Here is a 25,332-nt window from a genome sequence, read left to right as displayed (position 1 = left end):
CTATATCCATAATATATTCAACAATCTTATTTTCACTATCTATTTTCATGTCGCTCTCATACACATATTATGGTAAAACTATATTGATATCACAATAAAAAGATTATATGTAAAAAATAAATCGTTATATAAATATAATAGACAACTAGCAAATGTTCGTTGTATACTTCGCTAGTTGCCTATATTCTTAAATAGCAACCTGATTACTTTATTAAAATAAGTATTGTGAAGATTACATTCCCATACCCATCATACTCATTCCACTCTGACTGTTTCCACTCTGACCTGAGCTCATATTATCATCATCCATCATTCCCATGCTACTAGAACTTTGCATATTGGAACTAGAATTCATATTACCACTCATATTTCCATTCATATTCATTCCAGTACTCATATTAACATTTCCACTCATATTTGTGCTTATCATTGCACTGTTACCATAACTATTATAGTATTGATAATTGCTAAATTGTTGTATACCCCAAAGTAATGCAAAACTTACTAATAAGCCTCCAAATGATACTGTTGCTAATTTAAACCATGGATTTTTCATATGCTTCCTCCTTTTCAATAACGTCAATATTAGATTCTACTCCACAATATGGGCAAACATTCCATTCATCCTTCAAATTTTTACCACAAGAAAAACATGTTTTTTTCTCTTTGCTATTTAACTTAAAAGAATTTTTTATTGTAGACAAATCCTCTGCAGTAAAGATATAATTCTTTGCCACTATAAACAACGCAACTAACAAAGAAATGATAAATGCAACAACAAAGAATTTAATTAAGAATACTAGTAACATTGATATAGTTCCAAGACCATTTCCGACATAACCATTCATATACATGTGTATACCTCCTTTTAAAAGTTTTGAATCATATAGATACTGTTTTTGTAATATTGTAATCTTACTTCCTACAACACAATTATGTAGAAATACTTATTACATATTTAATTTTACAATCACCCCATTCAACGAAAGCCAAAATTAATTACTTTTTACATCATAGGCATGCTCATACTACTGCTACTACTATTACTATTACTATTACTATTACTATTCATACTGCTATTGCTATTACTATTCATACTGCTATTATTGTTCATACTTGAGTTATTTAATTGATTTTGTAAATTATAGATCTGCTGTTGCATATTATAAAGTTGTTGTTGAATTGTGCTCAAATCAGATGATTGTGAATTCATTGACGCTTGTGTGCCCATAGAATTTTGCATAGATGTACCTGTCATGCCTTGCATGTTCATACTGTTTTGAGTGGCCATCGTTCCATTTGTGTACATGGTACTATTCATTTTGTTACTACTCATGCTTGGTAAAATACTTAGTATTGCTACACTCACAAGAATACCCATGAATGAAAATACTGCTAACTTAATAAAATTGTTATTCTTCATATTAAAACCTCCGTTTTCACACTTCTTTTTTAGTTTCGATTTTAAATCGATAACTTCCTTAACACTATCTTTTTTCTTGAATATAAAACTAATACTTGCCCATATAGCTAGTCCACTTCCCAAAATTAGTAATACTAATAATACAAACGTATATAATTGGCCAATTGACCCTAATATATCCACTTTATCACCTACTTTATCCATACAATTGCTAAAATAATAGATCCACCTAATATAAGAGGAAGTAATCCAAAAATAATAACAGTTGTAATAATTCCTAACGTTTTAGTTTCAGAACTATCTTCATTTACTTGGTTACTAGTTTCTTTAGTTATATTTTGATCAGAATTTATAGATTCCTCTTTTTGTAATAAATCATATACTGTGGAGTTCTCCAAATGCATACCGATAGCCATACTACTCATACTTTTATTCATCATAGTAGCCTTTCCAACTGGAGATACCCATAAAGCTAATAATGTAATAATAGTAAATGCTGAAAAAATAAAAAATAATCTCCAATAATTAAGGTTCTTTTTATTGATCATTTTTCACCTCACTATTCTTTCTCCGTAAGACAAATCCAATAATCAAACTAAATATTACTATTATTGGAAACAGAATCAGTGTTAGTAAGAAAAAATTCTGAAGCAATTGATTACTTTCCATACCCATCATTACACCCATGATTGAACTTTCCATTGCACCCATCATTCCACTCATATATTGCATCACTTCACTTTCAGATGGTCCAGGTTTCAGTAAAGAAATAATTACACCCGAGGCAAGGAAGAAGAAAAAAGTTGCAAGGAACCATATGAAAATTTTAAACCAAGGCTTTTGCACCATATTTCTCACCCCTTTATTTATTATTTATATTTACTGCTTTTTTTTTGGGCCAGGCTAATATGTGAGTTTTTTTGTAAATATGCCATATAACGCTGCCTAATGCTACATAAGATATATACTCATGAACCGTTAATGCTAATGCAAGAGCTTTAAAATTAAATTCCATACAAATCCATATTAAAGCGCCACTTACAATTAGAAGTAAACTAACTATAAAATTAAATAATTGGTAACCACTACGACCGATGATAAACCAAGGCTTTGTTTTATCATCATTTTTAATTTTTCTTATCACTTCATAAATTATTGATATAAAAGTGATTAAGACGAATAACGCTGCATTAATTCGATGTATCATATCAGCCATTTTAAAATCAAAGCCAATCATCCATCCAAATTTTGCACTAATTAAAGAAAAGCCACTAATCGCTAATAACGCCCATATAATCGCGTAAATCCAATGTATTACAAAATCAAATCGTAAATTTTTCATTACTAGACTCCATAACCTGATGGATTGTTTTCATTACTTGTTGTATCACTTCCGCAATTAGGACAATATTTCCATTCTAGTTTCAATGAAGAGTGACAATCAGTACACTCAAGAGTTGTTTTTTCATTCATATTATAGCCTTCGTCTTTTTTTCTCGTTTCACTATAAGAAAAATTCTTGATATACATTATCATACTAATTCCTAAACCAATAAATAGTAGTAAAACAAAAAACTTGATAAAGAAAATTACAATGGAAACAATACTAAATGCTGGATAATAATTACTCATCATAAAAGTGTTGTAACTATTATAAAAAACACTTTTTCCAATCCAAAATAGAATAATTAATACAACAATAGAACCACTTATCAATAATGTATTTTTTATAATCGGATCTTTCAGTAAAATGCTATTTTTATTATCTTGTTGATTACCGATATTTTTTCGTATTGTCTGTACTATCCAGTATATAATCCCAATTAGAATAGCTACAATTACAAATTGTATTAATAATCCTATGATGATTTCTAATGTATCTGATAGAGAATAACCACTTTCCATCATAGTTCCTTCTTCCCTACTGCTTCCTGATCCAAACATAATGTTAAATGCTAAACCAAATGCCAGAACCCCTAAGATAGAAACAACTATTGTTTTTAAAAGGGGATATTTTTTTATATTTTCCCACATCTTATTCACTCCTTTCAGTCATAATAATTACCACTTTCATCCATGGCAGGTTTACTTGATTTAAACATTTTTAAAACACTTGCGAATAAACTTATTACAAAGATTACAGCACAAATGATTAAAATTATAATAAAGATTGTACTAATATTAATATTACTTAATAACCCACTACTCATGTTCACAGACGTCATTTGCGATTGGCTATTAGCATCTTGTGCTAAATTAGCTAGTTGAACGGTTTGATTAATTAAGTCAGTATTTAATTGGCCAAGCTCTACTACCGCCTCTGCATAATTACTTAGACTATCATGTACATCATTCATATCTTGATAATCATTAGCTAATCCATTGGCATCTACAAATGGATTAATATTTAATAACTCAATTGCACTATTTATATAGTTTTGAGCTTCTGATAATAGATTTTTGCTTTGTAAAGTCGCATTATATTGAGTTATATAATATTCAGTTTTACTAGCATTATTTATACTTGCTTGATCAATCTGTTTATCAATATTTTCTGCAACTTGATTTAAAAGTTGTGTACCTAGTGAAGCTTTGTAAATTCCGTTATGAAGGCTTTGCATCTTATCTGAATCATAAGTTTGTCCAGAATTTGATTGATTTTGTTGTATTGCATCCCCTGCATAAATATTAACTGTTGTTGAATTTGATGTAGAAGAATCTAAAGCTTTTTTATCATTTATATCTTTTGTCTTACTTTGCTGATTTGAATCTTTTTGATACGAATCTATGGGCATTTGCTTAATTGATGCTTCAATTGTATCAATAGCTTTGTTAAGCAACTGTTTGTTCTTAGATAACTGGCTAATTTGATCTTCTATATAAGTTTTGTTATTATCTTCTGTAACCTCCATATTTCCATTTTGATTTGGCATATTCATTGTGTTAGAATTTGTTGAATCTGTATTATTTGTACTGTCAGTACTATCTGTGGTAGTATTAGTGATCATATTCATATTCATTTTTCCTTTAAATATGATGTTATATCCCAGGAAACCAACTCCTCCAAAAATAACAATTACTAATAGGAAAACTATGAATCCACTTAAAATTCCACCTTTTTTCTTCATATGAAACCTCCTTGCTAATTTATTTTGTAACCTTATAATATCGTTTTGTTATGTAGATTTTATAAAGAAAACTGATGATTATAAAACTTTTTAAACCATTTAGAAGAAATATTTGATAAATTTAATAATAACAATCTTATTCTTTTTATCCAGTAACATAGACTTTTAAAAAATGAATACCTTTTATTAATTAATTTAAATCCATATAACTGCATGACTAGTTTAGATTACTAAACAGTAAAGAAACGAATGAAGTGTAGTAAAAAGTATATGTTCTTATTTCTACTTTTTACTACACTTCGTTTTTATTGTAACTATCGCGTGTTCTAATGTTAATATTGGGTTGTGTACCATCATTCTTGGACCAGAGTATTTCATTACAGTTCGAATCCTATCACGCATTTCAGTTTTATAACAATGTATCTTACAGCTACTGCAATATGTTTTGCTAATAGATATAGGACAAGAAAGAATACGTTGATTTGCATATTCTAATAAAACAAGACAATCTTTGCATAAACCTTTTTCAGAATGCTTATGTCCATGACAATATAACTCTATCATCCTTCTTATTATATTCAATTCTTTTTTCTGTTTCTTACTAACTTCTGACACAAATCACATCCTAATCAAAAAATTTTATATCATCCAATACCTCATTCTTCTAATGTAATTCTCTTTGTTAATAAATATTATCAGCAAATTAATTTGAATACTTAACTAATTCTACTATAACAATTATTATAGACATATTCTAATAAGTTATATAATGATTATAATATTTTGTGAGTCTTTTACTCACTCTTCTCTTTAATTGCAAAAACTTCCTTAGCTTTTGCAGTACTATTGTTATTATAACAAATTGCATTTGTATGACATTTTGCTTTGCAGCTTCCACATTGGATGCAGTCATAAGAACTAAGTCTTTTTCCTCTATACTCATATGGACTAAGTCCCATTGGACATTTTCTTTCACATTGCTTACAAGAATTACATTTATTCGTTACATGTAATACAAAATTTTTATTACTACTTAAATAAGTTACTACTGCTCCGGTACTTCCCATTGGACAAAAATGACACCATGTTCTATGATGATAGATGACTGTTAGAAACGTCCCTATAATAATAGCCTCTAAAATCATCTCGTAAAAAATCATTCCTGTCATGATAGGATTACCAAAAGCATTAATCATTTCAAACACAAACATAGACATCATCAGTATTGTAAAAAGTATTCGAATTATCTTTGATTTTAAAAATTTAGGAGCTTTTTTATAATTACTTATTTTTATGGTTACATGATCAAAAAAGTTTCCAATTGGACATATATTTCCACACCAATATCTTCTAGTAAACACTCCTGTTAAGGAAGGGCCTAACATGCATATAATAAATATTAACATTATTTTAGGATAAATTAAGCCTATTAACATAATAATTATCATTACTATATATGAATATTTTTTCCACCAATTTAATAATTTTCTCATTTACAGCCCCTTTATCATATGACTACATCATTCCATTATTATTGCAATACATTATTTACATATTTTCTGTTTTACTTAATATTTAAAGATAAGTGTAATTACGAATTTATACTTCATTTTACAACTCAGAATTATCATCTTTCGTGTTTTTGCAACATTTCATATCCTTTTTCCTAAACATCATAATCATCATCCCACCCATCATAATTGGACAGATAAACGGTGCTATTATTCCTAACAAACCGGATAAAGCTGGGCTATATCTACTTATCAATGGTAATGAAAATACGATTAAAATAGGTAAGCCACAACACAATATCATGTGAATAAGATGATTTATAGGATTGTGTATATGCATTCTACGTTGTTCTTTATTTTCTTTATTAAAATTCATATAAATTATACCTCCAATAATAATTTGAATTTTAAATATATAATAATTAAAAGATATGAAGAAAATATGTAGATGTAAATTTTATTTTATATCTAATATATAATAGATGGATACTTTTACCTTGCATTTTACTTAGAATATATTTAAGAATTATTTGCTCATATGGTTTACATCCAGTAACCAGGATAACTTTATTTCTCTACAATACTAATATTCAAGTCAGTTATCCATATTAATGGCCTTAAAGATAAGTTTTGACATATCAAAGAAACTGATAAACTACTTAAATACGCTAACTGTTACATAATCAAAAACTTATAAAACTAGCATATTGGCTCAATATTGCTATTTTATTTGTAAAAACAAGTATTCCCATTGTAATTAATAGAATTCCGCTTATGATTGATATTAAATGATAGTATTTTGATATTTGCTTAAGGTAATTACTTATTGTCCCTAATGCCATAGCCGTCAAAAGAAAAGGAACGGCAAGTCCAAGTGAATACATTCCTAAAAGCATTACACCTTTTCCTATGGAATCGGTACTTGTTGCATAAATTAATATAGAAGATAAAATTGGCCCAATACACGGAGTCCATCCAGCAGCAAAGGCCATACCTAGTAAAGTGGAACTTAAAGTACCATGTATCTTTTCTACTTTTAGAAATCTTTTTTCACGATATAGAAAAGTAAATTTTACAAAACCCATTGTATGGACACCAAATAATACAATTAGAACTCCTCCAACCTTTCGAAACATATCTTTATTGGTAGTTAATAATCTCCCAAGTGAGGTCACAGATGCTCCCATTAAAATAAATATAATTGAGAAACCTAGGATAAATCCTATCGCCTTATATAATGTTAATAGTTTTGGTCTTTCCTCTTTAAGCTCTTTTATTGATGTACCTGTTAAATAACTAATATATGCAGGAATCATTGGTAAAACACAAGGTGATAAAAACGATAATAAGCCTGCAGAAAAAGCCAAAAGTATCGATATATCCTTCACAATTAATTAACCTCCTGTTCATTGTTTTTATATTTTATTATAGTATAGAATAATTGCATGTAGTTTTAATGGATTATCGTTAGTTGTTAATTTGTAAAAAATAACAGTAGAATCAACCAAAACCATGTTTATTGATTCTACTGTTATTTTATAAAATATCCAATATAAAATCTGTGTTAATAAATCTACTAATATTTTTAAAAGTTACATCATACCCATTCCAGAACCACCTGAACCTGAGGAACCGGATGGCATACTGCTTGGATTTCCAATCATCTGCTGAATTTGATTTAATTGCATTTGCATCTGACTTAATTGCTGTTGTATTTGAATATATTCATAACTAGATCCGTTCATACTACCAGAAGTACTCATATTGCTCATTCCATTCATAGCACCATTATTATTCATGCTACCCATTCCATTCATATTAGAAGTATTATTCATGTTACTCATTCCGCTCATACCAGACATACCACTCATTCCGGACATGCTGCTCATCCCAGATGATCCACTCATATTCCCCATACTCATCATACCACCCATACCACTAGAATTACCTGAATTATTCATTCCTGCCATTCCAGTCATATTATTAGAAGAACCCATATTCATAGAACTTCCATTATGACCATTACTGTAACTATAACCATAAGTTCTTGATATATTAGTTGAAGAGATAAAAGATAATATGAAAGTAGAAACGATAATACCCACTATAGAAAATAATGACAATTTCAGCCATCCATTATTTTGCATATTTTGCCCCTTTCTAACGAATAGTAATTATTTATATAAAGATTCAAATATCCAATGTTTGTTCTTTAATTTTATATTTTTAATTTTATTTATTTAAATATTTCCTGTTCGTCAGTAGCTTTTGGTATATTGGTAAAATTGTTATGATCTTGCGAAGTTGATTCTGATGTACTATTATTCATAGCTTGAAATAAATGAAAATCATTAATTCCAAACAGATTTATCATATAAGCTATAAGACTTACAACTAAAGTAATAATAAAAAATAGAATTAATATTTTAAATAGAAATGTAATAATTCCAGTAAAATTAAATATAGTACTAACATTACCATACCCTACCATACTACTATTACTTCCTATCAGATAACTGAAGAAGAATAATAATAGAAATAAAATTAATAATGCAGCTGCAATTCCGAATATAGCTTTCATGATAGGATTTTGATTTATAAATTGTGATAAATTTGTATTCTTAAAAAAATTATTCTTTATCCAAATAGCAACGCCAATAATAATAGAAATAATTATAACAATAAAAAGAAACTTAATTAATAAACCTAATAATCCAGTTAAAAATCCGTCATACGAAGAATAATTCATCATATTTTGGGTATTCATATCATCCATATTACACCTCCCTCATTTAATTTCACATAAAGAAAGAACTACATTGATATTGATTCTATATTATATATTTACCCTTCTTAACTTATTTAATACAATACCGATAAAAGATATCTTCCCACATATGGTAGTAAATGGAAGTTTATCCGAATGATATATCCATTAGTTACTCTTACTTTTCACTGATGCTTTGGATGATTGATTATTACTCATATTTTGCATCATTAGTTGCAATTGATTCATTTGATCTTGCATATCTGTTAATTGTCGTTGTAATTGATAATTATTGGTAACTGTATTTGTGCCTACTTTTTTATTCGTATAATTCATACCAGACAATTGATATGTCGTTGATGTTCCTTGTGAAGACATTCCAGATAAAGATGCCGAATTTTTAATAGGAACTATATTCGCACCAAAACCATTTGGAGAAACAAATGATAATATTACAAGGGATATAATAATACCAAAAAGAGAATATATAGATATCTTTAGCCAACTTATATTTTGGGTTTTCACTGCCCCTTTACTTTTACCAGCATTACTAGATTGTACATTTAATAAATAATTCAAAAACCCTTTTGCAATCATTCCAAATCCAATAATTAATAAAATTATTAAAAATAACATATATAGCACACCGATATTACCTAAAAAGCTCATCTTTATTAACTCCTTATTAATAACATATTATATATCCATAGAAATTTTGAATTAAGATTTATCAAACCAAATAATCACTAAAAAAATAGTTCCTGCTATGATAAATGGTATTAAAGCTACAATAGTAATTGTTGTAATATTATGAATTAACTTTAATAAACCTTTTCCAGAATCATGATGACTTGCTGTACTATTCTTAGATTGATCAATATTACTTTTCTTTTCTTGTACAAGCAGATCTCTGATTGTAATATTTTTCAAATGGTTTTCTCCCATCATATCTCCCATACTTTTACTCATCATTGTTGATTCCTGGTTATTCTTACTATAACCCCATGAATAAAATAATGAAGTCATAATAATTATAATAAATACAATAGATAATTTAATAAATGGCATCTTCTTTTTAGCCATTCTTTTTCCTCCTATATCCTCGAACATAAAAGCCTGCAATAATACTTGCAACTATTAATATACTTGTGATAGAGGATGCTTTAATTAAAATTTGCTTTAATTCAGTATCTCCTTCAATCGTCATTGAGAGACCCATTAGAGAATTCTCCATAGCCTTCATCATGCCAGACATGTATGACATAGACTGCTGTTCTGATGGATTCGGGCCATAAGTAGCAATTATGATACCAGCGGCAGCAAAAAACAACGCCGTTGATATAAACCAGATAAATAATTTGAACCATTTCTTCTGCATCATAATGATTATTCCTGCCTTTAAACAAACCTATTTTTTAATTTGCGTGGGAGCTGCTGTTTTTTTAGGCCATATAAGTGCATGACATTTCACATAGATATGCCATATTAAGCTACCAACTACAATATAAGTTAATTTTTCATGTACATAAAGCGCGAATGCTACAGCAGCCATATTAGTATCCATACATACCCATATAATAATACCTGTAATTATAAATATTAATGTAGTAATAAAAGTAAATACCTGATAACCACTTTTCCCGATTATCATCCAAGCTTGTTTTTTATCATTATTCTTACAACCGCGTATCATCTCGTGAATTATAGTTATTAATGTTAAAACTACAAATATTGCTGCTAATACGCGATGTATAATATCAGCAGAAGCAATATCATTATTCATAATCCAACTAAACCTTGACCCCACCATTGTAAGTCCGCTTAAAGCAAGTAAGGTAAAAATAATTGTCCAAATCCAGTGTATAACAAAATCAAATTTAACATTCATTTTAAAACTTCCGCCCTTATTCATTAATATTAGGCTCAGGTTTATTTTTCTCATTCCCTGTTACCTTTTCTTCATTCTTAATAGCTTGATTACGAACATCATGTTCTGTAGCACTATTTATTATTTTAGATATATGAAAGCCACTTTCATTTAATTGTTTCTTTAAAAATGCCAGCAAACTAATGATGAGACTAATAATAAAAACATAAATTAATATCTTAACTAAAAATGTAATAACACCAGTAATTCCCAAACTTCCACTAAAACCACCTACATTGCTTACTGATGAGATATTCGATGTAACTACGTTAGCGGAATATCCAGGGGTTGGATTGATCACATAGTTTGATACGTAAATCAGAAGAAACAAACCAACTATCGCACCTGTAATACTTAGGATCTGTTTCATTTGTGGATTTTGCTTCATATACTTTGACAGATCCACATTGTTAAAATAATTTTTCTTCAACCACATAAAAACAGCTATTATAATTGCTACAAGAAGAATGATAATCAATATCTTAATGAGTAAAACCATTAGTCCAGTTACTAAATTATCGAGAGAGGAAGTTGTATTCACAATCATATTAGATGAATTCATATCTTGCATACCGGTTCCTCCAGTAATTAAATTAAAAGCCATTTGAAATAGAATGATTCCTAATAATATGATGATAAAGCTTCTTATTACCGGATCTTTATTCATTATGATTCTCCTCTCTATCTGGATATCCACCTTGAGGTTTATTTCTAAAAAGTTTTAAAATAGTCCCAATAATTCCTATTATAAAACCTATAACAAGGATAACCAAAACGAAATTTAATATCATATTTATGCTTATATTTCCAAATAAACCAGAGCCACTTCCACTCACTCCGCTCATATTCGCCATTCCAGTACCATAAGCAAGATTTTGAGCACTCATTGAGGCAGAAGACATCTGACTAATGAAATCTGTCTTCAAACTTTCTAGGATAGCCATTCCCTGCGCTAATTTATATACACCTTCATTTAACTTTTTCATACTGTCTTTATCAATTTCGTATCCACTATCCGAGGCATAAGGATTAACATTAATCAAGACTGATGCACTATCAAGTAAGTTCATTATATTTTCTAAATCTGTTTCATTCTTTAAACTATTATTGTATCGTAAAACATAGGTTTGATAAGATAATGGCTGTTGTTCTAATGTCATTGATTGATCCAATAAACTGTTATTTAATTGATCAATTGCTAACATTCCTTGTGCCATCGTATAAATACCGTTATGGAGTTGTTGCAGTTTTACTTGATCATAAACGTACTTTGTGTCCTGCATATTCTGGGTGTTCTGTTTACTCCCTCCCATATTCATACCAGTCATTGTAGATTGTGTATCAGTTGTAATCTTAGTTGAATCCTTAGGAGTGATATTTACAGAGCTGTTTTCACTCGGATAAATATTTATAGTACCCGTTCCTTGCGAAGTCATATTGCTATTCATTTGCATATTAGAATTGTATGCTACTGTGGCATTGGAATAAGGATCTATAGTAATCTGATCCATAGCTTTATTAATTAAATTAATTGCTTTGTTTAATTTTTCCCTATTTTTGGCATCTTGTGGGTTTGGTACAGATGTAGTCTGATTCATGTTATCTGATGAACTATCTGATATATTCATATCATTTGACATATTCATACTATCTTTATCTTTATCACTATTATTTGTAGTTGTATTTTTAGTATTATCCGAAGCCATGTTCATACTGTTTCCTGACATCATCTTACCAAAATATAAACTGTATGCCAAAAATACTGTTCCTCCAGCAATAATTACAACTAATAAAAAAACAACTAAACCTTTAAAAAATTTCACTTGTCTGCCTCCTTTTCATATGTGATTTACTCTACAATAGTTATTCCATTAGGACCCTTACCAACTGATATTGTACCAATCACCTTATTAGATGATGTATCGATCACTGATATACTATTTGAATCGGTGTTTGTAACAAAAACATTTTTTCCATCTTTTGAAATAACTACACCATGCGTTCCCTGCTCAGCTGGAATATAGTTAATAACAGACATTGAGGAATTATCAATGACACTTACATTATTTGAACCTTTATCAGCAATATATACATACTTATTATCAGAGGTAGCAAAGTCTTGAATTGGACTTTTACCTACAGGAATAGTCTTTATTACATCCATGGAGGTTGCATCAATAACAGCGACACTATTTTCTTCATTCAAAGTTACAAAAACATACTTGCCGTCTTGAGTAGGAGCAACTTGTACTGGTTTCTTTCCAACATCAATCGTTTTAATTACTTTATTGGTTGAAACATCAATAACCGATACATTATTTGAATCATTATTAGCAACATAGATATATTTATTATCTGGAGTCATTCGGAGTCCATGTGGCATATAACCTACTTTAATTTTTGTAACTATATCACCCTTTGCAAGATCTATAACATATACATTACCATTTTTTTTCATTCCATTCATATCACCTGAATCTATCTCCTTCATTTCAGAAACAGCTACATAAGCTGTCTTTGAATCAGATGAGAATATAACATGACTTGGATTCATTCCGACTTTGATGGTATTTGCAACAGAATAGGTGCTTGTATCAATGGCAGTGACTGAGTTATTTCCACTTTCTACAACATATACATATTTACCATCTGGGGTAACCTGAACATTGTGTGGCTTTGAACCAACACTAACATTTTTTATTGTCTTCATAGATTTCATATCAACAATTGAAACGGTCGAATCATTTTCATTAGCTGTATAAATAAAGTATTGAGCCATATTCGTCGTGTTTCCCATATTTTCAGATGAATTCTGATTATTACCGTTTTGTTCCGGTGCCATTGTTGGACTATTAGTAGCTGGTTGTGTTGTGGTAGTATTATTTGTTTTCGGTGCGCATGACCAAAGAAATAATGTAAAGAAAATGATAGCTGAAATACTAAGACTTTTTTTCATATATGCCTCCTGAATAATAATGTAATAAATAGTTTAAAAGTAATATTTTTAATGTATAATATACCAACCTTAACATTACTTTCTAATGATATTATTGTAAATAAAACAAATATTATTCATGCTTTGGTACAAATATCAGCACACTAACATATATAATTTTTCTTAGTTTAATTTGTACCCCAAAGATTACTTTACGCAAATGCTAAAACAGAAACCTGGAAACTATTGTTATAAATATTTTGTATATTTTCTTATATTATTAAACATAATAAATTTGTTGTTTAAAAAATTAAATTATTCTAGGAGGTTTAATATGGGATTATTCACTATGGAAACAGGTAAGCACCAATCTTGTATAGATGCTTGTAACAAATGTGCCCAAGCTTGTTATGAATGCTTTCATGCTTGCTTAAATGAGACTGATTTAAATGCTAGAAAGAACTGTATTAGCATGTTGGTAGAATGTGCTATGATGTGCCAAATGTCAGTTTCAACGATGGCTATGAAGGGTCAATATTCAAGCGAACATTGTTCACTATGTGCTAAAATCTGTGATAGTTGTGCTAAAGAATGTAACATGTTTGATGATGAACATTGCAAAACATGCGCACAAGCTTGTCAAGATTGTGCTGATGAATGCAGAAAAATGGCTAGTATGTAAACGTATATAAAAAACACTGTCTATTTTTATTTTTCTACAATAATTTACTGTTATAAATAAAAACCTTCAAACTTAGTTTGGAGGTTTTTATTTATAACAAGAAAAATATAAACTAATTAAAGTGGCATTTCCTGTTATGATTCTTATCTCTCATCTGAAAAATATTTTGAAGAATTTGATTAGTTGCAAGTTATTCTATGACATTCCATTAAATAGTATTTATCCCTGTAGCTTCCTTGTCATTATTCTTTAAAAATCCATAAGTTCTTCACAAACCTTCCCTATACTTTATATGAGGGAGGTGATTCTATACAAGAATATATTTTGAGGTTTTATGAATTCCTAGGATATATATATAACATAATCGATGATCCTATTATGTATTTATCAAAATCCATAAATATACCTATTCTCGAAGTATTTTTATTAGGTATATTAGGATCTACGGCTCCATGCCAGATTACTACTAACTTAGGGGCTATCGGGTATATGGCTAAGGAAGGTTCAGTAAGAAAAGATCTGATTAAAAATATGACATTGTACTCAATAGGAAAAATAGCAATTTTCTTACTTTATGGGTTATTAATAACTGTATTCCATATAAAGCTACAAAATGTTTCAATCCCTCTATTCAGTGTAGTTAGAAAGTTCATGGGCATTTTAGTAATTCTTATTGGTTTATGCATTATTGGTGTAATTAATCTGAAAGGTTCCATTGGTAGCAATGTTATAAAAAATCAGAAAAACTCATCTTGAAATTTCCTCAGATTCATCCATCGTTTCTATTGGGAGCCATCTTTGCATTATCATTCTGCCCTACTCTATTTTGGCTCTTTTTCGGATTGGTTATTCCACTTAGCATGAAATCATCATTAGGCATCATCTTTCCATCAGTTTTCGCTATTGGAACATTAATCCCACTTTTATCAATTGTTATATTACTATACTTTAATAAACAAAATAAAACTATAGATACGAAACAAATCAGAAAATTACAAAAAGTTATCAGAATATCAGGTGGAACAATATTAATTTTATTAGGTATTATTGATACATTTATTTATTGGCTCAACTGATTAAACATAACAAAATAATTATGAATGGAGATTCAAATGAAAAAATTATTAATAATTTGTGTTACTAGTATTATATTAGTCTCAATTTCCTTTATAGTAACAAACAAATATAATAAAAATTCATCCGCTGCCGCAACTTCAAATCAAAGTGACCAGCAAATATCAAATGATAACTCAGCTATCAAAGCTTCTAAATTTGAAAATGAAATAGATTTTACTCTTAAGGATTTAAATGGTAACGATGTAAAGTTAAGTGATTATAAAGGTAAGAATGTATATCTGAACTTCTTTGCAACCTGGTGTCCTCCTTGCCGAGAAGAAATGCCTGATATTGAAAAAGTATATCAGAAATACAAGAATAAAGATTTTGTTGTTTTAGCCATTAATTTGGGTGAAGACAGAGACACTGTAAAGAATTTTATTACTCAAAATAAATACAACTTTAATGTATTACTAGACTCCGATCAAAGTGTTGCTACACAATATAATATAACTGCTATACCAGTATCGATTTTCATCAATAAGGATGGCCAAATCGTTTCAAAAAAAGTAGGTGCTATGTCCGGAGTTGATATGGAATTAAATATTAAATTGCTTCTTCATGAATAATGGATGTTTTTAAGGACCTGAATCACCTTTATGATTCAGGTCCTATTAATATACTACAAAACTTTTCCTTATACTTCTAAATCGATTTTTTGACCTCTTACCCCGTCAGATATTTTTTTTATCTGTTCAGGTTGACTTACTTGAACTTTCTCAATTTTATTTCCTTCATTGCCATGCATACCTGCCATGCCACAATTTTGTGGCATATTTGATATTGTTGATAATCCATTGATTCCCATATGTTTTTATCCTCCTTATAAAAAATATATAATATTGTTACTATTTGATTATATGAATTTTATATGTAGATTATATAAAGAAGTAAAATGACTACCAGATTAATTTAAATCATTCTCAAACCTCAAATTGTCTTTAATAATTAACTTATTTTTTTATATAATGAAGAAGTTAGAGTGGCTCTGCAACTTGGAATTAAACATCCTGACTATTCATATTGCATTTTATTGAGTGTTACTACTTCAACCTTTAATCTTCCCTCTAATAAAATTTTATGCGTAAACGGTAAACCACATGTCTACCTATAAAATTTAAGCCACCTCATGATGGCTAATTTCTAAGCATTATGTTTTTTACATTCTTCTGGTAGATTTGAATACCATGGAAGCAGTTCTTCTAGAAACTATGTATTTTTTTCCATGTTTTTAGTAATCTCTTCTAGGAGTTCTACTACCTCGAAGGTTACAGGGTGAAAATCAAGTTTTTATAGACTTTATCAGTGAGTCTGTGATAACTACCATCAAAGAGTTCCTGTAACTCCTCGTCTGAAAGAACATGTTCCTCTACACAAATAGGTATTCCTTTTAGATTTACATCACGTTTACTTTGTGGCTTAATACGACGTGTATGTCCAGATACAACTTGCTCGATAATTGGCTCTGCTATTTCTTCTGCAGTAGCAATGGTAACTTCTGCTTCATTGAAACAGAAGTGAAATTGCTCTGGAATCTCTACCTCAATCTTTTCAGAAGAACTTCCAAACCTTACTTGATTGGAAACCTTTAACTGTTCTAAAAGTATCTCCATGTTTTTATTAAGGAGTTCAATTTCACCACGAAAGAGCGTTACATCCTCTTGTTGTCATATTCGGTTAATGAAATCAATCCATGAATGTAATCTTTTAAATAAATACCTTTTTTCAAATTAAGCCTCCTACTTTTTTCTATTAAAAGTATTTACGCTCATATTCTACTAATTCAGCCTATTTTCTTATTCAGAGAAACTGTCGCATATCAATAATGTAAACGGTAAACCACCTGTCTACCGTTTACGGTGATACTGTGAGAAGGGCTATAACAATATGGCAACCTTATTACGGTTGCCACATCATCAAGTATTATAATTTTCCATTTTCAATCCTAAATAATTTATCATCTTGAGATAGTTCCACAATGTAATATTCTGCTTTCTTTAACTTCTCTGGCAATTTATCTTTAAGTATTGATGCAACAAACTGTATATTTTTATCTTTAATATAGTTTGTTACTTTTACCAGTTGGTTATCGTGCATTAATTCTTTCTTATCATTCAGTAGGAAGTGAACACATGGTATATTTTCATTATCTGCAAACTGTACATAAGCAATATCAAAACATAAGATTTCCCCTTGCTTTTTCCCAGAACTCATATTTGCATTAAATGCAGAAAATTTATACAACTGTTGCTTTTTTTTATTGACTTCAATTTCATACTTTATAGCATAGGTTTCTCCATATAATTCTTGGGAAATCGCTGAAAAATATTGATTAAACTTGTTAATTTGATTTTTAACTACCTTTTCATAATCCTCTGAAAAAATCTTTCCATCAATCTTTTGTAATTGACTATTAAATTCTTTCAGATTATTATCCACTTCATCTAACTGACTAATAACACTTTCATATTCACCCTTTTTACGGTACTTTTCATTAATCTCAGCCATTAGTTTTTCATATTCCGCGAATGAATCGCTCTTCGCAACAATTGCAGAATATTTTTTTTCATCTTCTAGTAATTGACTTAGTCTAATATTTTCTTCTTTTATTTTATTCTCTAAATCCGGTAAATCTTTCGAAATAAACTTAACCTTCTCAATTATCATCTTGTTATGGTATTCTACTAGTTCTTCAAAAGTCTTATGCATCTTCTCCAACTGAGTACTAGCTTGCATATAGATTTGACGTAATTGTTGTATATCAATGTGAGATGTATCAGAACTCATTTCTTCTTGTATTTCTATAATTAAACTCTTTCGGATTTCATAATTACCTATTTGTGCACTAACCTTTGTAATTTCATATTTAATTTGATTTAACTTTGCCAAATCATCTTCGTAATTTTCATTTATATTTAGAAATCCTTTTTTTTCATTAAGTTTTTCTATTTCTCTATCTATAATAGCTAATGCTGCTTCATATGCATTTTTAGTTTGTTGCTTTTCAAGCCTATCTTTATATGATGTTTCTTGTCGAATTTTTAAAAGAATACTTTGTTTTTCTTCGCCATTCTCAAACTTGCAACCAAACAAATATAAAAATAATGTTTCATACTCCGCATCAGAAGTAAACCTATCCAGTGTTTTTAAAGTATTACTAATACTTCCATCAGTATACCTAATACTATGAGAAAGAATTTGTCTCAGACTTGGCTTACCATCTTCCAAATCTGGATATATAAGCTCGCGAAGTTTAACTTCAAATTCATCTTCTTTATATCCTTTTCCATTAATAGTTCTTACTATCCTATTTCTTGCTAAAAAGTTTCTTGTAATAACTATTTCTTCTGATTTTTCATCATCCAAATCACGCTTTAATATTAAAGTAATTAAGACTTTATTGTCAATCAAAAAATCTTTTACAACGTCATAAGTCTGTTTTCCACCCTCTAAGTCCGCATATATACCTTTTGCACTTGCTCCAAAGCAATAATCTATAAGTTTTAATACCGTCGTCTTACCAACATTATTTCCAGTCTTCAATTCCATATTGGGTTTACTGTCAAGTAAAGGGGTATTATCTATAATAAGATTCATTCCTTTGTGAAACTGAAGTTCCCTAATTACAGTATTATCACTTGTAATTTTCAAAGTCTTTATGAACATAATTCAATTTCCCCTTTCTCGTTAAATTTTGCAACATCTATTAAATATAACCAATCCAAAGATAGTGTAAAGATAGAAAAACTCATATCATGCTTTTCCTTTACACTTTGATACAAATCAATAATTAACTGCACAGAATTATTTTGAAGCTCTTCTAACACTAATGCTCCATTATAATATATACATAATTCTGGTTGTATATTATCTGGTAATAACATAATTGTATCCCTCCGGGTTCTTAAATATTTTACAGCGAATAAATGCATCCACTACTAAAATACTTACACACACATCTAATTCTTCAATCGCAATTTTTTGGTAGTTGCTACTATTTATTATTATTTCTTTTACTTCATCAATAATACCCAGAAATAACTGATCGTCATTTTCATATTTCTTTTTTGCAACAGCATCAATATATATTTTTCTCATTGCTTGTAAAACAGCCATGCTCTTATTTAGACCGAGTTTATCAAACTCTTTATACTTTTTTTCTAAATTATTATGATACAGTTTATAATCTTCAATAATTAATGCTGCTACATCTAAATTATTAAATGTAATTTTCTTATCAATTTCAAAACTATTTATATTATTTATCTGTTCATTATTTGATAAATCTAATCTTGATAGAATTATGATTATTGACGTCAAGTCTGAATCAAATTTAATTACATCTGGTATCGTACCTAATTCATCCTTAATAAAAGTATAAACGTTCTCCATATCTGCTATATCCATATTAGAGATATAACTTTCTATTGAAGCCACATCCAAAATATCATTTATTGGGTTAAAAACAATATTAAATGGATTTTTATAAACCATTTTTCTCAAGTCATCTGCGGGTTTAGATATTGATACAAATTTAAAGCAATATCCTTGTTTTTTATAATCCTCAAAGCTTTTTTTATTTAGTGTATTTTCTATCTTTTGCTTTGTAGAAGTCGCAGAGACTTGAATAACAATTTTATTCGTTTCATCAATTAAATCTATAGCCTCAACGTTTTGATTCTCTTGATTGGCATTTTTCAAATTCCAACCATATACTTTATTCAATAAATACATATAAAAATTTTCAGAGTGAATGTGAAGATCAAGAATATTTAGCTTTCCCCTTGAATTAACTCTTACCTGTAACACCGCAAATCTTTCATTTATGTAATTCGTAAATTCTACTCTTTTCACTATGTCATTCCTCTCCTATGTATACTTGTTAAATATCACAAATTAATAATTTTTATTTCCTCTATTCCTTTACAGATTATAAAAATTCTGTCAACATTAAAATACAATTATTTACCCGAAAGTCCTGTATTATATCATATTATTAATTAAAATTCAATGTAAAAATATTGTAACACTTAAAATCTAGTTTTACAATCACAGTTTTCTAAAAATGTCAAGTTTATAATTCAATTTATTTTGAATAGCGCTTTTTATGTAACTTTTTAAATACTCTATGTAACAACTATTTTTACTCTTTATAAATTACTACTTTCTGTACTATAACTATTCAGTTATCTTTTCAAAATGAATTATATAATTATCTTTTATTTCATTTATTTTTATAAATTTAAACTCTACATTATCTTCATATCGATGATTCTGTCCACATACAACATAATCATCATCTGATGCATATAATATGTAATACTTTTTGCTTTTAATACTATTATACTCTTTATATTCTATCCAACATACATTCCTAAATATTTTTCTATAGCCTTCTACATAAATCATCATCACATAAACAGTTGCGCATGAATATCCTACTGCAAATATAAGATAATGAAGATTTTTCATATAATCTCTACCATTAATATTCCATAAAACAATCATTATTACTGATCCAAATAAATAGAAAATTAACATAATAAGTGCTTGTATACTTTTATCATAAAAAAATCGAGTTATTCTATTTAGTATTTTATTTAGTCTCACTTTTTTCATATTTTGAATGCTTAGTATAACAAATATTGAAACTATTAATATAAAAAATAATACTACCATTAATAATAACACCACTTTATAACTATTTAAATCTATCTTAATATTGTTTATAAGTGGAACGTTGTAAATAAAACACACTTCACTCAAAACCATGACTAATGCACTCAATATATTTGATAGCACACGCTTCTTAGCATTATAAAATATAGTTTCAGTCTTATTAGCTGTAATTAAATTGAAGCCACTAATTAAAAATAAAGTAAATCCTATTAATATCGTAAGAGTTTTATATATATAATTAATCATTTTCTTCTCCTTATAATTATAATATTATGCTCGATATTCCAACTTTAATTTTATTATTATTCTAAAACTACTTATTGTTTATTGTTATAGAATATGCCCCTCTAACATTATCATATTCTGAAAATTCGGAAACAGACATATAGTAAGTATGATTTGCCTTTAATTTAAATGTTTTACTACTTTTTGAAGTAGTAAATACATACATATCTCCTAATACTTGTGTTACATCCTTCTCACTATATATTTGGGTTGATATTAAATCATTTGCACTCTTGTTAGCTAATGTTAGTGTATATGTCCCCTTCTTTGAAGTTTTAAATTTAAAAAAGTCTATATCTCCGTCCATATCTAATTTATAAGTCTTTTTTTTATTCAATGGTATACTAACACATTTATTGAACGAATCAGGGGCATCATCTTTTATTTCAGAAATTTTTAATTTATATTTTCCTTCTACTGAAGTGTCCGTATCTTTCTGTACAATAAGATAATATGTATGTTTTTTACTTAATTTTAACCCTTTTGACGCTGAAATTGACTTTGAAGCATAAATCCTAGTTAACTCTGTAGTTAGATCATCACTATAATATAACTCAACTCTTATTTCATCATTAGCTTCTGAATTCGAAAGTTCTATATTATAAAATGAATCATTCTTCGTTGTTTCAAATTTAAAAATATCCGTATCACCATCCGCATCTAAAGTATATGTTTTCTTTTTATTCAAAGGAAGACTTACACTATCTTTGTAAGTGTCTGGTACATCATCCTTAATTTCATTAACCATTATTTTATATTTTCCAATTGACGAGCAATATATATCACTCTTAACCACTATATAGTAGGTATGATTACGTTCTAACTTCTGAACATTCGAGTCAATTCCACTTTTACTAGCACTTAAGTAATATGACTGAGTTGTACTATCATTTTCTGAATACAAATATAAATTGACCCCATCCGTAGCTTCTGAATTTCTCAATTCAATTTCATAAAATGAATCATTTGATGTTGTTGTAAACTTGTAATAATTTATATCATCTATAGATTTTAATTCACCTGTAACCTGCTTATTCAATTCTAACTGACTAGATAAATTATAATTTAATCCTTCTGCTGAAACGATATTATAAGGAATAATAGTTACGATGAGTGACATTATAATTATTATTCCTAAAGCATTCTTGTATTTTTTATTCATTTTTTTCCTCCAATGTAAAATTAGTTATCTAATTATAGGTAATCAAATTTTTAAGTCTACCAATTAAAAATTCACTCAATAAATGACTTAAAATCTTCTGCATACTTTGTAGGGTAAAATTCTAATAAATCATAATTTGCAATTCCATTTTCATAAAATGGATCTTCGCTAATGATTTCATTTACCTCTTCCATATTTTTTGCATTGCATATAATAACCCCACCAGTTCTAGGATTTTTTCGCCCTGAGCAAATAAAATTACCTCTTCCATAATATTTATTTAAGAAAGTAATATGCTCAGCTAAATACTTTTCAACTTCTTCTAATGGCTTAATATACGTTAAATTGACTATAAACATTTTCTTTTCCTCCAATTATAAAATCATTTCTAAAGAATTTTCCAAGTTTCTTTTATCTTTATTTTGTATATCTAATCAATTCCAGACAACTCGTCCTTGTTTGGCTTCCTTACATAAGAAAGCATTGTTCTCTCACAAGCACCATACTCTACAAAGTTACATTTTGCTTGCAATAAACTAACATGATTGGCACCACCTTCATAAGTTTCGTCGTCAAACTGAATCGGGTCGTCTTCCCAGAAACAAACTTCACAAATATCATAGGAGCCGTTTGGCTTTTCATCAAAAGTATAATATCCACAACATGGACACCTGTATTTCATCTCCCCACTCCTTTATAAATAATATAAGTCCTATTTTACATTTTACTGAAATAAATATAATGGAAAGCTCAAATACTAACAGATTTGAATTTGTCACTGAGCTACCAGGCGGGTCTTCCTCCTAATTTTTTTATATTATCAACTAATCTATCAAATGTCACAATCTTAGTGTTTATTTTTTCATATATACTTTGACATCTAACATCTAATGCCGTTTGATTCATAAAATCTCTTCTGCTAACAACTAGATAATAATATATTCTGTATACTGGAACATCTATCCCTTGTTGAAAAAGTCCTATGTTTTTTAAGAAATAATCCCTATTACCATCAATCCATCTTTTCCAATCTTGTATTTGTGTCAATCCCTTTCTTACACTTTCACTTTCTGTATTAGCTGTATTAATAAGATATTCTGTGTTCGCCTTTTCAAATTCGACAAGGACGATACTATAACCATCAGAATTCTTTCCTACTAGCATATAATCAGCAGCATACTCATTTCCCAATTGCTGTTCTGGAAAGAGATATGCATCATGATGACCAAAATTATAATCCAAGAATATTGAACCTGGTATAAACCACTTTCTATTTTGCTTAATATATTGTTGAATTTTCAACTCATTCTCTGCAGTATATATTACATTTTGAAATTCTATAGCTTCTAGCTCAAAATCCAAATCCTTAAATTCTCCCAAATACAAGAAATTATTAGGGAAAAGAGACCTTTTATGCCAGATAAATTTTCTTATTTCTTTATCTGGATGGGAAAATCGCGGAAAATTGCGAGTATTCTTTAGACCTTTTTTTAATTCATATGTAAGTTCCGATTCATATGCCTCTTGTTCTTTGTCATTTAGTATCAATTCATAGTTCCTATCTTGTAACTTCATTCTCTTCCTCCAAGTATTATACTTTCCGTTTCTAACAAAATATAAATTTATCAAAAAATCAAATAAATTTCCATATTATTGTAATAATTTTATTATTACCTTGAGTTAAATTGGCTCGAAGTAACATTTATCTGAGCATTTCAGTAGTAATAATCTCCCGACCACAGTAGTATTCAATTGGCATATTGGCATTGTCAAGAAGACGTAAAACTAGATTGTCGTGATCAAACATATACTTAGGATTTGTATTAAAGTATTCAAAAAGTCTGTTAATTAATTGAGTTAGAAAATAGTGAACCTTTTCATCTTGATTTAACTTGTCAGCATTATCAAACAGTACAAATTCTAGTGGAGCACAATATTCAAAACAATAATATGTGCTATTGGCAAAATAATCTTGTGCTATATCTGGCCTTTTTAAAAATGCAGACAATTGTGTAATAAATTCTGGACCATGATAAAGACTGTGAGCATAAGTATTTTTATATACTAAGTCCTTAAAGGCAAAGCCATTAAAGCAAAAATCTTCTCGTCCAATATTGTAACCGAGTCTGCTTCTCAAATAGCAAACTCCATTTTCATAAGTATTCTCAAGAGAAACCAGGATTCCATTTTCATAAATTTCTAAATGTCCATTTCGTTGTGAAAATGCAACATTGTGCTCTCTCAAAAAAATAGACAATGGTGTTACTGTCGTCAACAACTCCAACAAATTATTCCCCGTTAATGTATCTTTGATATTTAATCTACGTCCTAAATGAAAGAACAAAATTTCATCAATATACTGGTTGGTCGTATGCTGTTGAATGAATGTATCGATTTCAGCAGCTAAGATATTCCCATTACAGCATTTATCTTGGATACATTTATGAGCTGTTAGACTAAAGAATTCTGAAAGATTAGACGGTGGAATTGTGAAACAATCACATGTTCCTTGAAGCATTGTATCGTAGGAATGTGTATCTATATACATTTTTATCCCCTTATATGAAGCGTACATATTGAAAATTTCAACTGTATCCATTTATTTTTGTGCTCATACTTATGTATTAGCAGTGTAGAACTATGCATTATTCCGCTTAGATGTATCTTGTAATCCTATAAATATGTGACAACACTCCTCTAAAAAGGAGTTGAGCTAA

General features: G+C 28.8%; 36 protein-coding genes. 4 read left to right on the top strand and 32 right to left on the bottom strand.

Annotation, left to right across the window (positions count from 1 at the left end):
- Positions 1-232 precede the first annotated feature (232 nt).
- From bsdtb5_RS04460 to bsdtb5_RS04360, 21 genes are all read right to left on the bottom strand, one after another.
- On the bottom strand, positions 233-556 hold the full coding sequence (locus tag bsdtb5_RS04460) for a hypothetical protein (RefSeq protein WP_271714856.1): 324 nt from the start codon (positions 554-556) through the stop codon (positions 233-235).
- Positions 537-854, bottom strand: a complete 318-nt coding sequence (locus tag bsdtb5_RS04455; RefSeq protein WP_271714855.1) for a zinc ribbon domain-containing protein — start codon at positions 852-854, stop codon at positions 537-539. Before bsdtb5_RS04455 ends, bsdtb5_RS04460 begins: the two co-directional genes overlap by 20 nt.
- 152 nt (positions 855-1,006) lie before the next feature.
- Entirely contained in the window at positions 1,007-1,606 is a 600-nt protein-coding gene (locus bsdtb5_RS04450; RefSeq protein WP_271714854.1) for a hypothetical protein, read from the bottom strand.
- Between the two features lie 8 nt (positions 1,607-1,614).
- Positions 1,615-1,971 (bottom strand): hypothetical protein, encoded by a 357-nt coding sequence (locus bsdtb5_RS04445; RefSeq protein WP_271714853.1) that lies wholly within the window; start codon positions 1,969-1,971, stop codon positions 1,615-1,617.
- Positions 1,961-2,272 carry a hypothetical protein gene (locus bsdtb5_RS04440; RefSeq protein ID WP_271714852.1) on the bottom strand — a complete coding sequence of 104 codons (312 nt, stop codon included), beginning with the start codon at positions 2,270-2,272 and terminating at the stop codon, positions 1,961-1,963. The genes bsdtb5_RS04445 and bsdtb5_RS04440 overlap by 11 nt, the downstream gene beginning before the upstream one ends.
- Before the next feature lie 13 nt (positions 2,273-2,285).
- A complete protein-coding gene (locus tag bsdtb5_RS04435) occupies positions 2,286-2,765 on the bottom strand; it encodes a cytochrome b/b6 domain-containing protein (RefSeq protein WP_271714851.1) in 480 nt (159 codons plus the stop codon).
- A gap of 2 nt (positions 2,766-2,767) precedes the next feature.
- A complete protein-coding gene (locus tag bsdtb5_RS04430; RefSeq protein ID WP_271714850.1) occupies positions 2,768-3,457 on the bottom strand; it encodes a zinc ribbon domain-containing protein in 690 nt (229 codons plus the stop codon).
- Positions 3,458-3,471: 14 nt separating this feature from the next.
- Positions 3,472-4,551, bottom strand: coding sequence for a hypothetical protein (locus tag bsdtb5_RS04425; protein ID WP_271714849.1), 1,080 nt, complete (start codon positions 4,549-4,551; stop codon positions 3,472-3,474).
- Positions 4,552-4,833: 282 nt separating this feature from the next.
- A complete protein-coding gene (locus tag bsdtb5_RS04420) occupies positions 4,834-5,166 on the bottom strand; it encodes a nitrous oxide-stimulated promoter family protein (RefSeq protein WP_271714848.1) in 333 nt (110 codons plus the stop codon).
- 179 nt (positions 5,167-5,345) lie between these two features.
- Positions 5,346-6,044, bottom strand: a complete 699-nt coding sequence (locus tag bsdtb5_RS04415; protein WP_271714847.1) for a 4Fe-4S binding protein — start codon at positions 6,042-6,044, stop codon at positions 5,346-5,348.
- Between the two features lie 118 nt (positions 6,045-6,162).
- The gene (locus tag bsdtb5_RS04410) at positions 6,163-6,438 is read right to left on the bottom strand and encodes a hypothetical protein (RefSeq protein ID WP_271714846.1); all 276 of its coding nucleotides are present in this window, start codon (positions 6,436-6,438) and stop codon (positions 6,163-6,165) included.
- A gap of 307 nt (positions 6,439-6,745) precedes the next feature.
- The gene (locus bsdtb5_RS04405; protein WP_271714845.1) at positions 6,746-7,450 is read right to left on the bottom strand and encodes a cytochrome c biogenesis CcdA family protein; all 705 of its coding nucleotides are present in this window, start codon (positions 7,448-7,450) and stop codon (positions 6,746-6,748) included.
- 204 nt (positions 7,451-7,654) lie between these two features.
- A complete protein-coding gene (locus tag bsdtb5_RS04400) occupies positions 7,655-8,209 on the bottom strand; it encodes a hypothetical protein (RefSeq protein WP_271714844.1) in 555 nt (184 codons plus the stop codon).
- Between the two features lie 89 nt (positions 8,210-8,298).
- Positions 8,299-8,838: a hypothetical protein gene (locus bsdtb5_RS04395; protein WP_271714843.1), complete on the bottom strand. Its 540-nt coding sequence runs from the start codon at positions 8,836-8,838 to the stop codon at positions 8,299-8,301.
- A 159-nt stretch (positions 8,839-8,997) separates the two neighbouring features.
- On the bottom strand, positions 8,998-9,498 hold the full coding sequence (locus bsdtb5_RS04390; RefSeq protein ID WP_271714842.1) for a hypothetical protein: 501 nt from the start codon (positions 9,496-9,498) through the stop codon (positions 8,998-9,000).
- A 51-nt stretch (positions 9,499-9,549) separates the two neighbouring features.
- Positions 9,550-9,912, bottom strand: coding sequence for a hypothetical protein (locus bsdtb5_RS04385; RefSeq protein WP_271714841.1), 363 nt, complete (start codon positions 9,910-9,912; stop codon positions 9,550-9,552).
- Positions 9,905-10,210, bottom strand: a complete 306-nt coding sequence (locus bsdtb5_RS04380; RefSeq protein WP_271714840.1) for a hypothetical protein — start codon at positions 10,208-10,210, stop codon at positions 9,905-9,907. Before bsdtb5_RS04380 ends, bsdtb5_RS04385 begins: the two co-directional genes overlap by 8 nt.
- Before the next feature lie 27 nt (positions 10,211-10,237).
- Complete coding sequence (locus bsdtb5_RS04375) at positions 10,238-10,717, bottom strand: hypothetical protein (RefSeq protein ID WP_271714839.1); 480 nt, start codon at positions 10,715-10,717, stop codon at positions 10,238-10,240.
- Positions 10,718-10,733: 16 nt separating this feature from the next.
- The gene (locus tag bsdtb5_RS04370) at positions 10,734-11,423 is read right to left on the bottom strand and encodes a hypothetical protein (protein WP_271714838.1); all 690 of its coding nucleotides are present in this window, start codon (positions 11,421-11,423) and stop codon (positions 10,734-10,736) included.
- On the bottom strand, positions 11,416-12,579 hold the full coding sequence (locus tag bsdtb5_RS04365) for a hypothetical protein (RefSeq protein ID WP_271714837.1): 1,164 nt from the start codon (positions 12,577-12,579) through the stop codon (positions 11,416-11,418). Before bsdtb5_RS04365 ends, bsdtb5_RS04370 begins: the two co-directional genes overlap by 8 nt.
- 26 nt (positions 12,580-12,605) lie before the next feature.
- Positions 12,606-13,712, bottom strand: coding sequence for a YVTN family beta-propeller repeat protein (locus bsdtb5_RS04360; RefSeq protein ID WP_271714836.1), 1,107 nt, complete (start codon positions 13,710-13,712; stop codon positions 12,606-12,608).
- Between the two features lie 313 nt (positions 13,713-14,025).
- Here bsdtb5_RS04360 and bsdtb5_RS04355 point away from each other — a divergent pair, with 313 nt between their 5' ends.
- The 4 genes from bsdtb5_RS04355 to bsdtb5_RS04345 all read left to right on the top strand — a co-directional run bounded on the left by bsdtb5_RS04355 (position 14,026) and on the right by bsdtb5_RS04345 (position 16,058).
- Positions 14,026-14,373 (top strand): four-helix bundle copper-binding protein, encoded by a 348-nt coding sequence (locus bsdtb5_RS04355; protein ID WP_271714835.1) that lies wholly within the window; start codon positions 14,026-14,028, stop codon positions 14,371-14,373.
- A gap of 378 nt (positions 14,374-14,751) precedes the next feature.
- On the top strand, positions 14,752-15,129 hold the full coding sequence (locus bsdtb5_RS04350; protein ID WP_271714834.1) for an urease accessory protein UreH domain-containing protein: 378 nt from the start codon (positions 14,752-14,754) through the stop codon (positions 15,127-15,129).
- Complete coding sequence (locus bsdtb5_RS21920; protein ID WP_408628611.1) at positions 15,126-15,449, top strand: urease accessory protein UreH domain-containing protein; 324 nt, start codon at positions 15,126-15,128, stop codon at positions 15,447-15,449. The genes bsdtb5_RS04350 and bsdtb5_RS21920 overlap by 4 nt, the downstream gene beginning before the upstream one ends.
- A gap of 36 nt (positions 15,450-15,485) precedes the next feature.
- Complete coding sequence (locus bsdtb5_RS04345; protein ID WP_271714833.1) at positions 15,486-16,058, top strand: TlpA disulfide reductase family protein; 573 nt, start codon at positions 15,486-15,488, stop codon at positions 16,056-16,058.
- 68 nt (positions 16,059-16,126) lie between these two features.
- On the opposite strand, the gene bsdtb5_RS04340 is transcribed toward bsdtb5_RS04345, so the two are convergent.
- The 11 genes from bsdtb5_RS04340 to bsdtb5_RS04290 form a co-directional block, all read right to left on the bottom strand.
- Positions 16,127-16,297 carry a hypothetical protein gene (locus bsdtb5_RS04340; protein WP_271714832.1) on the bottom strand — a complete coding sequence of 57 codons (171 nt, stop codon included), beginning with the start codon at positions 16,295-16,297 and terminating at the stop codon, positions 16,127-16,129.
- Positions 16,298-16,757: 460 nt separating this feature from the next.
- Positions 16,758-17,102, bottom strand: a complete 345-nt coding sequence (locus tag bsdtb5_RS04335) for a transposase (protein ID WP_271714831.1) — start codon at positions 17,100-17,102, stop codon at positions 16,758-16,760.
- Between the two features lie 310 nt (positions 17,103-17,412).
- Positions 17,413-19,155 (bottom strand): DUF2326 domain-containing protein, encoded by a 1,743-nt coding sequence (locus tag bsdtb5_RS04330; RefSeq protein ID WP_271714830.1) that lies wholly within the window; start codon positions 19,153-19,155, stop codon positions 17,413-17,415.
- Complete coding sequence (locus tag bsdtb5_RS04325) at positions 19,146-19,373, bottom strand: ABC-three component system middle component 6 (protein ID WP_271714829.1); 228 nt, start codon at positions 19,371-19,373, stop codon at positions 19,146-19,148. Before bsdtb5_RS04325 ends, bsdtb5_RS04330 begins: the two co-directional genes overlap by 10 nt.
- Positions 19,357-20,343: an ABC-three component system protein gene (locus bsdtb5_RS04320; protein WP_271714828.1), complete on the bottom strand. Its 987-nt coding sequence runs from the start codon at positions 20,341-20,343 to the stop codon at positions 19,357-19,359. The genes bsdtb5_RS04325 and bsdtb5_RS04320 overlap by 17 nt, the downstream gene beginning before the upstream one ends.
- 324 nt (positions 20,344-20,667) lie before the next feature.
- The gene (locus bsdtb5_RS04315) at positions 20,668-21,414 is read right to left on the bottom strand and encodes a hypothetical protein (RefSeq protein ID WP_271714827.1); all 747 of its coding nucleotides are present in this window, start codon (positions 21,412-21,414) and stop codon (positions 20,668-20,670) included.
- A gap of 67 nt (positions 21,415-21,481) precedes the next feature.
- Positions 21,482-22,615 carry a hypothetical protein gene (locus tag bsdtb5_RS04310; RefSeq protein WP_271714826.1) on the bottom strand — a complete coding sequence of 378 codons (1,134 nt, stop codon included), beginning with the start codon at positions 22,613-22,615 and terminating at the stop codon, positions 21,482-21,484.
- A gap of 71 nt (positions 22,616-22,686) precedes the next feature.
- Positions 22,687-22,974 carry a YciI family protein gene (locus bsdtb5_RS04305; RefSeq protein WP_271714825.1) on the bottom strand — a complete coding sequence of 96 codons (288 nt, stop codon included), beginning with the start codon at positions 22,972-22,974 and terminating at the stop codon, positions 22,687-22,689.
- A gap of 71 nt (positions 22,975-23,045) precedes the next feature.
- Entirely contained in the window at positions 23,046-23,297 is a 252-nt protein-coding gene (locus tag bsdtb5_RS04300) for a CPCC family cysteine-rich protein (protein ID WP_271714824.1), read from the bottom strand.
- Between the two features lie 101 nt (positions 23,298-23,398).
- Complete coding sequence (locus bsdtb5_RS04295) at positions 23,399-24,190, bottom strand: Shedu anti-phage system protein SduA domain-containing protein (RefSeq protein WP_271714823.1); 792 nt, start codon at positions 24,188-24,190, stop codon at positions 23,399-23,401.
- Positions 24,191-24,317: 127 nt separating this feature from the next.
- Entirely contained in the window at positions 24,318-25,214 is an 897-nt protein-coding gene (locus tag bsdtb5_RS04290) for a hypothetical protein (protein WP_271714822.1), read from the bottom strand.
- Positions 25,215-25,332 lie beyond the last annotated feature (118 nt).

The organism is Anaeromicropila herbilytica, from assembly GCF_016591975.1.
Classification (GTDB): Bacteria; Bacillota; Clostridia; order Lachnospirales; family Lachnospiraceae; genus Anaeromicropila; species Anaeromicropila herbilytica.
This window is presented reverse-complemented; position numbering and strand designations above follow the sequence as displayed.